Consider the following 13,866-nt stretch of genomic DNA (forward strand, 5'->3'; position numbering starts at 1 on the left):
CCCGCCCTGGATTCCGATACATGAAAAAGGCGCCTGTCCGAACCACCGGACAGGCACCTTTCGCTTTCCTTATTTTCTTCCGATTCTGCCGCCTCCCCCAACGAACGGCGGCACGCTCGACGCCGTCGCGTCGAAGTTGTCGATGCGCCGCACGCAGGAGAGGTAGCACCACTTTCCCTCCAGACGGAACGGAACGATGATAAACATCTGCGGCTGTGCCTCCGTCGTGCTCTCGTCGCGCACGTAGAAGATCGCCGTCACGTGGTCGTTGTGCGCGTGGCGCGCACGCGCGAGCACCGTCGTCGTATCGTAGAAGCGGATGAACCTCTCCCGATCCTCCGGCACGATGTACATCTGCGCGTAGCGGCGCACGCTCTCCTCGGAAAGCGAGTCGAGATCCATCACGCGCTGCTGCGTCGTATCGACGAAGAGATTCTCCAATTTTCCATCCGCCGTGAAGAGATCGATGCGCGTGTAGATCTGCAGCAGGTGGCGCGTCGCGACCTCGACGGCACTCTCCTGGTGGCAGATGTCGAACTGCGAGAGGTCGATGAGCTGGTAGACGAACGCCGCGCGGTCCTGCGCCTCGTCCCAGCCGATGCAGCGCATGGCGATGGAAAAGATGCGTCCGTTCATCACGTTCTCCGTATGCTCGACACGCCGCGTCCGCTGGCAGCGCGCAACGAGATCCCAGAACCGCGCAGTGCCGAACTCACAGAAATTCCCCGTGCACTGATTGTACGTCGCGATCGCCGTCGCCGCTGAGTCGAACCCCGCGAGCTGACACAGACGATCGAGCTCCGCATTGCCGTAGAGCAGGCGCCCCTCGTCCGCGCGCGTCTCGAAGATGCCGAGCGCTGTCGGCGGCGCTGGCCGCTCCCCCTCCATCAGCACGAGCGGCTGCGCCGAGAGCACGTTCACCGCGCCGACCTGGTCGAAGAACGCCGCCGCGTGGAAATCCTCGAGCTGCAGCTGCCCCTCCTCGCGCCGCAGGATGGGCAGGATCTCCGCAAGCGGCACGGGCGGGCTGAAGAGATACCCCTGCAGCGTCTCGCAGCCGATCGACTTGAGGAACGCGTACTGCTCCTCCGTCTCCACGCCCTCCGCGAGCGTATGGAGGCCGAGCTTCTTCGCCATATCGACGACTGCCGAGAGAATCACGCGCGACTGCGGCTTCGTCTCGAAATCACGCAGGAACGCCATATCGATCTTCAGCATGTCGAACTGGAAATCCTTCAGATTGTTGAGCGAGGAATAGCCGCTGCCGAAATCGTCCATCCAGAGCTCAAACCCCTGCGCGCGCAGGCGGGCGATCTCCTGCTTGAGGAATGCATCGTTCTCATTGAGCGCGCTCTCCGTGATCTCGATGTGCAGGAACTCGCGCGGCACGCCATGGGCGCGGCAGATGATCTCCACCTCCTGTAGCATATCGTTGAGCTGGAAATCGACGCGCGAGAGATTCACCGAGATATGCGTGACATCCAGCCCCTCCCTGCGGATGTGCTGCAGATCCTCGCAGACGCGCTGCAGCACATAGAGATCGAGCCGGTCAATGAGATGCGCATCCTCGAGCACGGGCACGAACACGCCCGGTGAGATGAGCCCCCGCTCGGGATCGCGCCAGCGCGCGAGCGCCTCGAATCCGCAAATCTCCCGCGTGAGCGCGCGCACCTCCGGCTGGTAATACACCTCGATCCAGCCCTTCTCGAGCGCCTCGTAGAAATGTGTCACGAGATACGTCCTGAGGTTCAGCGCCTCCTCCATCGAGGGATCGAACCAGGCGATATCGCGATCGTACATGCCCTTGATGCTGTCGCAGGCAAGCTTCGCGCGGTCGAGGATGAGCGCGATATCCTCGACACCTGCCTCCGGCTCATAGACGCCCACCTTGACGACGAGCGAGAGGCGCGGCTCCGCCTCGTAAATGGCTGTCCGCGCGCGCTCGACCTCGAGCGCGACATGCGCGGCACGCGTCATCACGACGAACCGGTCGTCGTTGAGACGCGCCATCGGCACCGCGCCGAAGATATCACTGAGTACCTGCGCGATATGGATGAGCAGCTGGTTCCCCGCCTGGAAGCCATAGCGCTGGTTGACGAGGCGGAAATTCTCCATATTGAAATAGAGGAATGCCGCTCCCCCCGCCTGGATCTCCTTGCCCGCCTGCTCCATGAACGCCGTCATCGTCGAGAGCCCCGTGAGCTCATCGCGCCGTTCCTGGCAAAAAGCGAGCGGCAGCGATAATTTTCTGCCCGTCTCTCGTTCCATGCAAATCCCTCCCGTCCGCGCCCGCCGCTGGGTCTCACTTCTTACTATGAATATTAGCGATAAAACGGGAAAATCCTGCTTTCCTTTATGATTTTGCAGCAAATTTACGAAAAGAAATAGCTGTGAAAGAGGAGCTGCTGCACACGTGAATGACACGCGTGCGGCAGCCCCTCTTTATGCCCTCCTGCTCAGGCGAGCAGGTCGTACTTGCTCCGCGTCTGCGCCGGGACGCGGGTGAAGAGCTCCTCGCCGCGGCGCACGGAGCCGCAGCACGCCCGCGCGCTGGCGGATCGCCTCGAACGGCAACGGCGCGTCGAGCACGAGGAAGCTCGCGTCCTTCCCCGGCGCGAGACGTAGGTGTCCTCGATGTGCAGCGTGCGCGCGCTCCGCAGGCATCGCACGCTTTGACAAACCCGCACCCGGCAGCTGCCAGCAGCGCCTTGCAAGGCACCGCTGAATGCCTCAAACAACCGCCCGCAAAAGACAAAGAGACCCTCAGCACACCATTGTGCCAAGGGCCTCAATCGCTGCTGCCTCACGACAGCCATGCTTTGCTTACGGGCTTCCTTTGCCTTTCAGACTAACAGGAAGAGATTGTATCAAATTTGCGCACTTTGCATAACAATCTTCACATCACCGCGCCGCCGCGCGCTGCTCCGTCTCCGCCCGCGCCGCGGGGAATTCCTCCTCATACGTATACGTCGGCGCGAGGGCGAAGCCGTTGAACTGCGTCGCTGAGACCGTGGTATAGGCGCCGATATCGGTCGCGAGGACGTGGTCGCCGACCGTGAGCCGCGGCGTCAAAAAGTCCTCGTAGAGCACGTCGATGCCGTCGCAGGACGGGCCCGCGAATGTCGCGCGCACCCGCTCGCCGCGGCCGAACGTATGCAGCGGGTAATGCCAATGGTCGTACATCATCCCCGAGAACGCGCCGTAGATGCCCTCGTCGAGGATGTACCAGGGATGGCCCGCGCGATCCTTCGTGCCGATGACGGAGGCGACGAGGTTCACCGCCGTGCCGGGCAGGAAGCGGCCCGGCTCGCAGTAGACGGCGGTCTCGGGGAAAAGCCGCACGATTTGGCGGTCGATGGCCGTGAGCATCGCGGCCACATCGACGGCGAGCCCTGCGGCGTCCGGCACGGGGAAGCCGCCGCCGATGTCGAGATCCGTGAGCGTGAGCCCTGCGGCTTTCGCCTCAGCGAAAAGACCATGAACGAAGAGGAGCGCTTCCTCATACGCCGCGACGCTCAGCGACTGGCTGCCGACGTGGAAGCAGATGCCCACGGGCCGCAGTCCCGCGCGTTTCGCCGCGAGGAGCAGCGGCAGCGCGTCCTCCGGGCGCGCGCCGAACTTCGTGTTGAGGTCGACGAGCGCGCGGCTGTTGTGCACGGCGATGCGCACAAGCACAGAGGCGCCCGGCACCGCCTGCGCGATCTTGCCGATCTCACTCGCGTCGTCGAACGTCATGCGCCGCACGCCATACTTCGCCGCCGCGCGCAGGCCGCGCGCGTCCTTCACGGGATTCGCATAGATCATGCGGTCGCCCGCGACGCCCTCGCGCGCGAGCGCCTCGATCTCCCCCGCCGACGCCACGTCGAATTTCGAGCCGAGCGCCGCGAGACGGCGCAGAATAGCAGGCGCGGGATTCGCCTTCATCGCGTAGTAGACGCCCGCGTGGGGCAGATGCGCACGGAGGAACCGGTAGTTCTCCTCCACCTTCGCCGCGCTCACGACGAGAAACGGCGTCTCGTGACGGCGGCAGAGTTCGTTCATTTCGTTTTCACTGAGGTTAAAGCTTCGCATAACACAACCCTTCCTGTGGATGACATAGAATCACAACGCGGCAAGACCGCTGATGCATCGGCGATCTTGCCGGCGGCTCCGCTCCACATGAGCCGGGGAGCCGCTCTCCCGCCTATTGTAATACAGTTGTCTCCCTATTACAAGAAAAAATCCTCTGTCAGTGGAAATTCGCGCAAGGGATGCGTGATTCCGAAATTTCTCAGCAAGATAGCAAGAGCGATAGCGCCTGTCAATCCATTGAGAAGTCCCCTGTGATCTGTTATACTTTTTACGTTGCTCCTTCCAAACCGCAACGGGGAGGAGGCGTTTCTGATGGAGGTTTTGTCCAATTTTTTCATCTCCGTTATGGCAGGTGTCGTCAGCTTCTACATTTGCAAATGGCTGAACGGCAGATGATGAGCAACCAGCCTAAGAGTTAGCTCTCTATAAAAAGCAGAATCCCCACGGTCTGACCACCGTGGGGATTCGTCGTTCCTAATGGAACTGTCCAATTTTTCTTCCACACATATTATATCATTTCCAAATTTCTTTTGTCAACGTTCCATTGTGCGCCTTTCTTTCCCGCTGGACATTTTTCCTCTGATGACGTATGATGGAGGGCAAGTATAGGATGCCCTTTAGTTGCTCTTGAGCTATCCGGGAGCCGCCCGCTGCGGCGGCTCTACCCGGGCCGCTGATGCCCTCAGCGGCCCATCTCGTCATCATCGGGAGGGGAGCACTATGGACTACCTGTCACACAATATCGCCATCAATCTCAACCGCATCCGCAAGGCCAAGGGCATGAGCCTCGACGTCGTCGCGGAGCAGACCGGCGTGAGCAAGAGCATGCTCGCGACCATCGAAAAGGGGCACGCCAACCCATCCATCGGCGTCCTCGGCAAGATCATGAGCGGCCTGCGCGTGGAGCTTGCGGATCTCACGCAGGCGCCGACGCAGGACGCGTATCTCGTCAATGTCGACAGCCTCGCGCCGACGAAGGACGTGCCCGGCGAGTACCGCGTCTGGACCTGCTTTCCCATCGCGGACAACCGCGTCGTCGAGATCTACCGCATCGACATCGCCCCCGGCGGCACCTACTGGAGCGGCGGTCACGGCGAGCGCACGAAGGAATACGTCTTCCTGCTGCACGGCGAGCTCTCGCTCGAGATCGCGGGCGGCGAGCGCCGCACCATCAAGGAGGGCCAGGCCTTTCGCTTCTCCTCGGAGGAGGAGCATATCTACCGCAACCTCACGCATCACCCGATCAGCTTCACCTCATTCTTCGTCGTCTGCTGAGCGGCTGGGGATGCCCGCCTCGCGAGGCAGCGCTTCCCCAGTAGCGGTACGCCGCCGCCGCCTCGCGTTTCGTCTCCGCCGTCCATTATAAAGCACACCGGCAGACGCGGGCGCAGCGCCATGATCCCCGCCGCCGCGCCCTCCAAGAAAATTTTACAGAGTTACAAAAAATTGCTTGACGAGGCTTCTCCTGTGTGATATATTGAACACAGCTCAAGAGCAAAGATACCGATGACAAAGACGTCAGCGGAACATCAGACGATGTTCGCTGGCGCTTTTTTGTTTTCATCAGCATCCTTCATCCAATCATGCACACAGGAATTTTCGATGGGGAGGAACCAATCATGAAACTCAAGGACACGGGACTCACAGCCGCAGACATCAAGGCAAAGGTAAAGAAGTACATGATCGAGACGTACGAGCGTTTCGACTTCCTCGCCGAGACAGCGAAGGATCAGTACATGTACGACGAGAACGGCACGCCGTACCTCGACTTCTACGCAGGCATCGCCGTCAACAGCGCCGGCAACTGCAACGAGAAAGTCGTCAAGGCCGTCCAGGATCAGTGCGCTGACATCATGCAGACGTTCAACTATCCGTACACGATCCCGCAGGCACTGCTCGCCGAGAAGGTCTGCACGACCATCGGCATGGACAAGATCTTCTTCCAGAGCACAGGCACCGAGGCCAACGAGGCCATGATCAAGATGGCGCGCAAATACGGCATCGAGCACTACGGCCCGAACAAATACCACATCGTCACCGCGAAAATGGGCTTCCACGGCCGTACGTTCGGCGCCATGAGCGCGACGGGCCAGCCGGGCAACGCCTGCCAGGTCGGCTTCGGCCCGATGACGTACGGCTTCTCCTACGCGCCTTACAACGACCTCGAGGCCTTCAAGGACGCCTGCACAGAGAACACCATCGCCATCATGCTCGAGCCGGTGCAGGGCGAGGGCGGCGTCCATCCCGCGACGAAGGAATTCATGGTCGGCCTCCGCAAGTTCTGCGATGAGAACGGCATGCTCCTCCTCATCGACGAGGTGCAGACGGGCTGGTGCCGCACGGGCAAGGTCATGAGCTTCATGCACTACGGCATCAAGCCGGACATCGTCTCCATGGCGAAGGCCCTCGGCGGCGGCATGCCGATCGGCGCCATCTGCGCCCGCGAGGAAGTCGCGAAGGCCTTCACGATGGGCTCCCACGGCACGACGTTCGGCGGCCATCCGGTCTGCTGCGCCGCAGCGCTCGCCGAGGTCAACGAGCTGCTCGACCGCGATCTCGCGGGCAACGCGGCGAAGGTCGGCGAATACCTCAAGAAGAAGCTCGCCGAGCTCCCGCACGTCAAGGAAGTCCGCGGCCAGGGCCTGCTCGTCGGCTGCGAGTTCGACGACACGATCTCCGGCGTCGACGTCAAGCACGGCTGCTTCGACCGTCACCTGCTCATCACGGCCATCGGCAAGCACATCATCCGCCTCATCCCGCCCCTCATCATCACCGAGGCGGACTGCGACAAGGCCGTCGCCATCATCAAGGAAACGGTCGAGAGCCTCAGCAAGTAAACGGCAGCGGGCAAAGCAAACATCAAAGCAAACATCAAAGCAATACACGAACAACGAGACGAAGCAGAGCCCTGGGAAACCACTGCTTATAAAAGGAATGGCACACATCGATCTGCCCTTCCCAAACATCATATCGCATTTCTTTCAGCAAAGAAGCTGCTGCGGAAGTACCCTGCCGGTGCTTCCGCAACAGCTTTTTTTAGCACTCATGTATACATGGATACAATCACCTCGAAAGAGAGATGAACTTATATGGAACGCGAAAAGAAAAAAGTCATCATCACCGTCGGCTGCGAATACGGCTGCGGCGGCCCCGCACTCGCGCAGAAGATCGCCTCTGACTACGGCATCCCCTGCTACGACCGCGACCTCATCGACGACATCATCGAGGAAGCGGGCTTCTCCAAAGACCTCCTCGACAAAGCGGAAAACGCCAAGGAAATCCGCGGCCGCGACCTCGATGTGAATCCCAAGAAACTCGGCGCCATCAAATACCACAACCTCACGGACCGCGTCGTCTTCCTCCAGCGCGAGACGGTGCGCCGCCTCGCCGCCCGCGGCTCGTGCGTCTTCGTCGGCCGCTGCGCCGACCACATCCTGCGCCACCGCGAGAAATGCCTCAACGTCTTCATCTACGCGCCTGACGCGGTGCGCCTCAACGCCGTCATGAAAGAGCACAACCTCAAGAAAGCCGAGGCCGAGCTCCTCATCAAAAAAAGCGACGAGGATCTCCATGCGCGCTACAAGCAAGTCACCGGCACCTACCGCGGCGACCGCCACAACCGCCACCTCCTCATCGACTCCTCCCTGCTCGGCATCGACCGCACGGCGAAGCTCATCGAGGAAGTCGCAGCCGAGCGCTTCGGCATCACCGGCGCCGCGGACATCGAGAAAACCCCGGTGCCAAAAGCGCCCTCCTCTCCGGCAGACTCCGGAGAGATAGCGCGCGAAAAAGCCGCTGCGACCGCCGAGGCGCCCACGAAACCGCCCGTACTTTCCGCTGAGATGGGAGCGTGAACACCATGGAACAGAAAACATCCTCCTTTGACCGCGTGCTCGGCGCGTGGGACATCCTCGTCATCGCCTTCGGCGCCATGATCGGCTGGGGCTGGGTCGTCTCGACCGGCACCTGGATCCAGGACGGCGGCGTCCTCGGCGCAGCCATCGGCTTCCTCATCGGCGGCGTCATGATCTTCTTCGTCGGTCTCACCTACGCCGAGCTCACGAGCGCCATGCCGCAGTGCGGCGGCGAGCACGTCTTCAGCCACCGCGCCATGGGACCCATCGGCTCTTTCATCTGCACCTGGGCCATCGTCCTCGGCTATGCGAGCGTCGTCTGCTTTGAGGCGTGCGCCCTGCCGACCATCGTCACCTACATCTTCCCCGACTTCCTGCAGGGCTACCTCTACACCGTCGCAGGCTTCAAAGTCTACGCCTCCTGGCTCGCCGTCGCCATCGGCATGAGCATCCTCATGACCTACATCAACATCCGCGGCGTCAAGGCAGCGGCGAAACTCCAGACCATCCTCACCCTCATCATCGGCGCGGCGGGCATCCTGCTCGTCGTCGTCTCCGCCCTCACAGGCAGCGTCTCCACCCTCGAGCCGCAGGCCTTCCTCCCCGGCGACTCGACGACGACGCTCAAAGCCGTCCTCGCCGTCGCCGTCACGACGCCCTTCTACTTCATCGGCTTCGACGTCATCCCGCAGGCCGCGGAGGAAATCAACGTACCGCTCAAGAAAATCGGCAAGATCCTCATCCTCTCCGTCGTCTGCGCCGTCCTCTTCTACGCCCTCGTCATCATCGCCGTCGGCCTCGTCCTCACGGGCAGCGAGATCCTCGCCGCCGAGAGCGGCACCGGCCTCGTCACGGCAGACGCCATGGCCAAAGCCCTCTCCTCCGCCACCATGGCGAAAGTCATCATCATCGGCGGCATGTGCGGCATCGTCACGAGCTGGAACTCCTTCCTCATGGGCGGCAGCCGCGCCCTCTACTCCATGGCGGAATCCTACATGGTGCCGCGCTTCTTCGCGAAGCTCCATCCGAAATACAAGACGCCCATCAACGCCCTCTACCTCATCGGCTTCCTCTCCATCATCGCGCCGCTCGCCGGCCGCAAGATGCTCGTCTGGATCGTCGATGCCGGCAACTTCGGCTGCTGCCTCGCCTACTGCATGGTCGCCCTCTCCTTCCTCATCCTGAGGAAAAAGGAACCCGACCTCCCGCGCCCCTTCAAGGTCAGCCACTACAAGATCGTCGGCACCCTCGCCGTCCTCATGTCCGGCCTCATGGTCGCCCTCTACGCCATCCCGAACTCCGGCTCCACCCTCGTCTGGCAGGAATGGTGCATGGCAGGCGGCTGGACACTCCTCGGCATCATCTTCGCCATCGCCTGCAAAAATAAATACCAAGAACGCTTCGGCCTCCTCATCGACATCATCTCCGACGAAGACGCCGCCGCCCTCCAGTCGAGCGACGAAGAAATCTCCGTGGCCCTCGACCGCGCCATCGACGACGCCATCAACAAGATCCTCGCCGAGCGCCGCCTGACCACAGCCTGACGAACGAGCAGTTCCCTAAGGAACCACTGATTCGTGCAAGGTTTTTGCCTCTTACCGTTGAATGGCTAAAACCATACCTTCTCCTCAGGGGGCGCGTCAGCGCGGGCTGCCAGTGGCAGCCCCGGGAGGGGGACCGCGTAGCGGTGGAAGAGGTATTGCACGGCGGAAGACTGTGCCAAAAACATGATTCGCGGTAGAGCACCTCTTCCGCCGAGCGTAGCGATGCTTTCACGGCATCAACTTCATTTCATCAAAACAGCCCACGAAAGGAAGACCACCCATGAACGAATTCCGCTTCTCCATCCCCCAGGACATCCTCGTCGGCCGCGGCACGGCGGAAAAGCTCGGTGACGCCGCCAAGAAACTCGGCGGCACCCACGCCTTCATCATCTCCGGCCCGCACCTCACGAAAATGGGCCACGTCCAGCACTGCGCCGACCTCCTCGCCGCGAAAGGCATCCCCTCCGACGCCTTCAGCGAGACCGAGGGCAACCCCTCCGTCGCCACCGTTGACAAAGCCGCCAAAGCCTTCAAGGAAAGCGGCGCCGACTTCATCGTCGCCTTCGGCGGCGGCTCCCCGATGGACGTCGCCAAAGCCGTCGCCGTCGTCGCGAAATACGGCGGCAGCGTCACCGACTACGAAGGCGCCGACAAAGTCCCCGGCGACATCATCCCCCTCATCGCCATCCCGACCACCGCGGGCACCGGCTCTGAGGTCACCGCCTTCTCCGTCATCACCGACCACGCGAGGAACTACAAGCTCACCGTCTTCAGCTACAAGCTCATCCCGAGCTACGCCATCCTCGATCCCGACTTCCTCACGACCGCGCCCGCGGGCGTCGCCGCCGCCTGCGGCATCGACGCCATGGTCCATGCCATCGAGTCCTACATCTCGCGCGCGGCCTCCCCGTTCTCCGACGCCATGGCGGAAAAGGCCCTCGAGCTCATCGGCAAAAACATCCGCCGCTACGTCGCGAACCGTACCGACATCGACGCTGCACAGGCCATGCTCACCGGCTCCCTCTTCGCCGGCATCGCCTTCTCCTGGGCGCGCCTCGGCGACGTCCACGCCATGAGCCACCCCGTCAGCGCCTACTTCGACGTCCCGCACGGCGTCGCCAACGCCATCCTCCTGCCGACCATCATGGAGTTCAACGCCCTCGCCGACAACGGCAAATACAAGAAAATCTACAACTACGTCGCCGAAACCACCGCGGGCGAGGACTTCGAGCCCATCGACCTCGTCGCCGTCCTCAAGGAACTCAACGCCAGCTTCGGCATCCCCGCGAGCCTCAGCGAGGCGGGCGTCACCAAAGACAAATTCGACGCCATGGCCGACGACGCCATGAAGAGCGGCAACATCGCCGTCAACCCGCGCGCCACGAAAAAGAGCGACGTGCTCGACCTCTACGAGAAAGCATTCTGAAAGTTACATGCACAAGCCTCTACTTCGCGGATATTGTGCCTTCCCCTTACGGGAAAAAGCACGACCGTGCGAAAGAAAAGGCACTTCCCGCCATCTTACGATGGCAGGAAGTGCCTTTTTCATCGTCCCGCGGCTCAGTCCTTCTGATCGAGGATGGCCATCGAGGCGACGACGTCGCCGTCTGCCGTATCCATGAGCTTGACGCCCTGCGTGTTGCGGCTGATGACGCTGATGTCGCTGATGTTCGTGCGGATGACGATGCCGCCCGCCGTGATGAGCATGAGCTCCTGGTCAGGATGCACGACGCGCAGGCCGATGACGTCGCCCGTCTTCTCCGTGACCTTGAGGTTGATGAGGCCCTTGCCGCCGCGCGTCTGCAGGCGGTACTCGCCCGTCTCCGTGCGCTTGCCGTAGCCCTCGGCCGTGACCGTGAGCACCTCGGCGTTCTGCTTGAGCGTGTCCATGCCGATGACCTCGTCGCCGTCGTTGAGGCGGATGCCCTTCACGCCGTGCGCCGGACGGCCCATCGCGCGCACATCGTCCTCGCTGAAGGCGATGGCCATGCCCCATTTCGTGCCGAGGATGACATCGTGCGCGCCGCTCGTGAACTTGACGCCGATGAGGTCGTCGTCCTCATCGAGGTTGATGGCGTTGAGTCCGCCCTTGTGCAGGTTCTGGAACTCAATGATGCTCGTCTTCTTCACGATGCCCTTCTTCGTCGCCATGAAGAGATAGTCGTCCGGGTTGAACTCCTTGACCTGGATGATGGCCCGGATGCTCTCGCCCTGCTGCAGCTGCAGCAGGTTGATGATGGCCGTTCCCTTCGCCGTGCGGCTCGCCTCGGCGATCTCGTACGCCTTGAGATGGTAGACGCGGCCGCGGTTCGTGAAGAAGAGGATCGTGTGGTGCGTCGTCGTAATCAGCATGTCCTCGACGAAATCCTTCTCCTTCGTCGGCATGCCCTTGACGCCCTTGCCGCCGCGGTTCTGGCGGCGGTACGTATCGAGCGGGATGCGCTTGATGTAGTTGTTGTGCGTGAGCGTGATCACGACGTCCTCCTCGGCGATGAGGTCCTCGACGTTGATCTCGCTCGTGTCGATCGTGAGCTTCGTGCGGCGCGCGTCGCCGAATTTCTTCTTGACCTCGGTGAGCTCATCCTTGATGATGCCGAGGATGCGCGACTCGTCCGCGAGGATGGCCTTGTACTCCTCGATGGCAGCGAGAGTTTCCTGATACTCCTGCTCGATCTTCTCGCGCTCGAGGCCGGTGAGGCGCTGCAGACGGAGGTCGAGGATGGCCTGCGCCTGCTTGTCGCTGAGCTTGAAGCCCTCCATGAGCGCCGTCTTCGCGATCTCAGCCGTGCGGCTCTCGCGGATGGTCGTGATGACCGCGTCGAGATGGTCGAGCGCGATCGTGAGACCTTCGAGGATATGGGCGCGCGCCTCTGCTTTCTTGAGTTCGTAGCGCGTCCTCCTGGTGATGACGTCCTCCTGGTGCTTGATGTAGTAATGGAGCACCTGCTTGAGGTTCAGCACCTGCGGCTTGCCGTCGACGAGAGCGAGCATGATGACGCCGAAGCTGTCCTGCAGCTTCGTATGCTTGTAGAGCTGGTTGAGGATGACGTTCGCGTTCGCGTCGCGGCGCAGGTCGATGACGATGCGCATGCCGCTGCGGTCCGACTCATCGTTGAGCGCCGTGATGCCCTCGATCTCCTTGTCGCGCACGAGCTGCGCGATGCTCTCGACGAGCTTTGCCTTATTCACCTGGTACGGCAGCTCCGTCACGATGATGCGCGGCTTGCCGTTCGAGAGCGTCTCGATGCGGGCGTTCGCGCGCATCTTGATGACGCCGCGTCCCGTCGTGTAGGCGCTCTTGATGCCCTCGCTGCCGAGGATGAGACCCGCCGTCGGGAAGTCCGGCCCTTTGATGACCTGCATGAGATCCTCGACCGTCGCCTCCGGGTGGTCGATGAGCATGAGCGTGCCGTCGATGACCTCGCCCATGTTGTGCGGCGGGATGTTCGTCGCCATACCGACCGCGATGCCGCTCGTGCCGTTCACGAGCAGCTGCGGGAACTTCGCCGGCAGCACCGACGGCTCCTTCAGCGACTCGTCGTAGTTCGGGACGAAGTCCACCGTCTCCTTGTCGATGTCCTGCAGCATGAGCTCCGCGATCTTCGACATGCGCACCTCGGTATAGCGCATCGCGGCCGCCGGATCGCCGTCGACCGAACCGAAGTTGCCGTGCCCGTCCGCGAGCATATAGCGCATGGAGAAATCCTGCGCCATACGCACGATCGCGTCGTAGACCGAGCTGTCGCCATGCGGATGATACTTACCGAGAACCTCGCCGACGATACGCGCCGACTTCTTGTAGGGCTTCGTCGAGCCCATGCCCGCCTCCTGCATCGCATAGAGGATGCGGCGGTGCACCGGCTTCAGACCGTCGCGCACATCCGGCAGCGCGCGCGCCACGATGACGCTCATCGCGTAGTCGATGTACGAGTTCTTCATCTCGTGCTCGAGATTCACCGGCACGATCTTGCCTTGACCAAAATCCACAATCTCACCTCAAACTCATTAGGAAAGAAGCGCTGCCGAAAGACATCATCTCTCCACGCAGCTGCGCCAATCCCGCAGTACGGCCAGAACCGCACCCAGACAGATGGCACCGGAAAGATCGCGCTTCCCCGAAAATAACCGCCCGAAGGCGAATCTATACAAAGCTACATGCACAAACGGCCACTTCGTGGACATTGTGTATCGCCCTTACAGTAAATCCAGCACTCTATTATATCATTTCCTCAGTAAAAACGCAAAAATGACGGCACCAGCCGGCACGCAGCAGAGACTCCAGAAACAACAAAGCTACATGCACAAACGGCCACTTCGTGGACATGGTGCATCGCCCTTACAGTAAGTCCAGCCAATCACGCTGCGCCTGCGGCTTGCGCTCTTGGGGATTTACATAG

Annotated in this window: 9 protein-coding genes; 5 read left to right on the forward strand and 4 right to left on the reverse strand. The window is 61.6% G+C overall.

What is annotated here, in order from left to right; genetic code table 11:
* Window positions 1-69 precede the first annotated feature (69 nt).
* The 3 genes from F599_RS14130 to F599_RS0110235 all read right to left on the reverse strand — a co-directional run bounded on the left by F599_RS14130 (window position 70) and on the right by F599_RS0110235 (window position 4,071).
* The gene (locus F599_RS14130; protein WP_019543437.1) at window positions 70-2,268 is read right to left on the reverse strand and encodes a putative bifunctional diguanylate cyclase/phosphodiesterase; all 2,199 of its coding nucleotides are present in this window, start codon (window positions 2,266-2,268) and stop codon (window positions 70-72) included.
* 174 nt (window positions 2,269-2,442) lie between these two features.
* Window positions 2,443-2,679 (reverse strand): hypothetical protein, encoded by a 237-nt coding sequence (locus F599_RS15605; protein WP_169337824.1) that lies wholly within the window; start codon window positions 2,677-2,679, stop codon window positions 2,443-2,445.
* 222 nt (window positions 2,680-2,901) lie between these two features.
* The gene (locus F599_RS0110235) at window positions 2,902-4,071 is read right to left on the reverse strand and encodes a type III PLP-dependent enzyme (RefSeq protein WP_019543439.1); all 1,170 of its coding nucleotides are present in this window, start codon (window positions 4,069-4,071) and stop codon (window positions 2,902-2,904) included.
* Window positions 4,072-4,791: 720 nt separating this feature from the next.
* Here F599_RS0110235 and F599_RS0110245 point away from each other — a divergent pair.
* The 5 genes from F599_RS0110245 (at window position 4,792) to F599_RS0110265 (ending at window position 10,895) form a co-directional block, all read left to right on the forward strand.
* Window positions 4,792-5,346, forward strand: coding sequence for a helix-turn-helix domain-containing protein (locus F599_RS0110245; RefSeq protein WP_019543440.1), 555 nt, complete (start codon window positions 4,792-4,794; stop codon window positions 5,344-5,346).
* A gap of 344 nt (window positions 5,347-5,690) precedes the next feature.
* The gene (locus F599_RS0110250; protein WP_019543441.1) at window positions 5,691-6,908 is read left to right on the forward strand and encodes an aspartate aminotransferase family protein; all 1,218 of its coding nucleotides are present in this window, start codon (window positions 5,691-5,693) and stop codon (window positions 6,906-6,908) included.
* Window positions 6,909-7,160: 252 nt separating this feature from the next.
* Window positions 7,161-7,925, forward strand: a complete 765-nt coding sequence (locus F599_RS0110255; protein WP_019543442.1) for a cytidylate kinase-like family protein — start codon at window positions 7,161-7,163, stop codon at window positions 7,923-7,925.
* Window positions 7,926-7,930: 5 nt separating this feature from the next.
* On the forward strand, window positions 7,931-9,469 hold the full coding sequence (locus F599_RS0110260; RefSeq protein WP_019543443.1) for an APC family permease: 1,539 nt from the start codon (window positions 7,931-7,933) through the stop codon (window positions 9,467-9,469).
* 280 nt (window positions 9,470-9,749) lie between these two features.
* Window positions 9,750-10,895 (forward strand): iron-containing alcohol dehydrogenase, encoded by a 1,146-nt coding sequence (locus tag F599_RS0110265; protein ID WP_019543444.1) that lies wholly within the window; start codon window positions 9,750-9,752, stop codon window positions 10,893-10,895.
* A 134-nt stretch (window positions 10,896-11,029) separates the two neighbouring features.
* Here F599_RS0110265 and gyrA read toward each other — a convergent pair whose 3' ends face one another.
* Window positions 11,030-13,456: a DNA gyrase subunit A gene (gene gyrA / locus F599_RS0110270; RefSeq protein WP_019543445.1), complete on the reverse strand. Its 2,427-nt coding sequence runs from the start codon at window positions 13,454-13,456 to the stop codon at window positions 11,030-11,032.
* Window positions 13,457-13,866 lie beyond the last annotated feature (410 nt).

The organism is Selenomonas bovis DSM 23594 (assembly GCF_000381005.1).
Taxonomy (GTDB): Bacteria; Bacillota; Negativicutes; order Selenomonadales; family Selenomonadaceae; genus Selenomonas_C; species Selenomonas_C bovis.

Coding starts and splice junctions, on each gene's coding strand:
- F599_RS14130 (WP_019543437.1), bottom strand. CDS start 2,268: ATGGAACGAGAGACGGGCAGAAAATTATCGCTGCCGCTCGCTTTTTGC.
- F599_RS0110235 (WP_019543439.1), bottom strand. CDS start 4,071: ATGCGAAGCTTTAACCTCAGTGAAAACGAAATGAACGAACTCTGCCGC.
- F599_RS0110245 (WP_019543440.1), top strand. CDS start 4,792: ATGGACTACCTGTCACACAATATCGCCATCAATCTCAACCGCATCCGC.
- F599_RS0110250 (WP_019543441.1), top strand. CDS start 5,691: ATGAAACTCAAGGACACGGGACTCACAGCCGCAGACATCAAGGCAAAG.
- F599_RS0110255 (WP_019543442.1), top strand. CDS start 7,161: ATGGAACGCGAAAAGAAAAAAGTCATCATCACCGTCGGCTGCGAATAC.
- F599_RS0110260 (WP_019543443.1), top strand. CDS start 7,931: ATGGAACAGAAAACATCCTCCTTTGACCGCGTGCTCGGCGCGTGGGAC.
- F599_RS0110265 (WP_019543444.1), top strand. CDS start 9,750: ATGAACGAATTCCGCTTCTCCATCCCCCAGGACATCCTCGTCGGCCGC.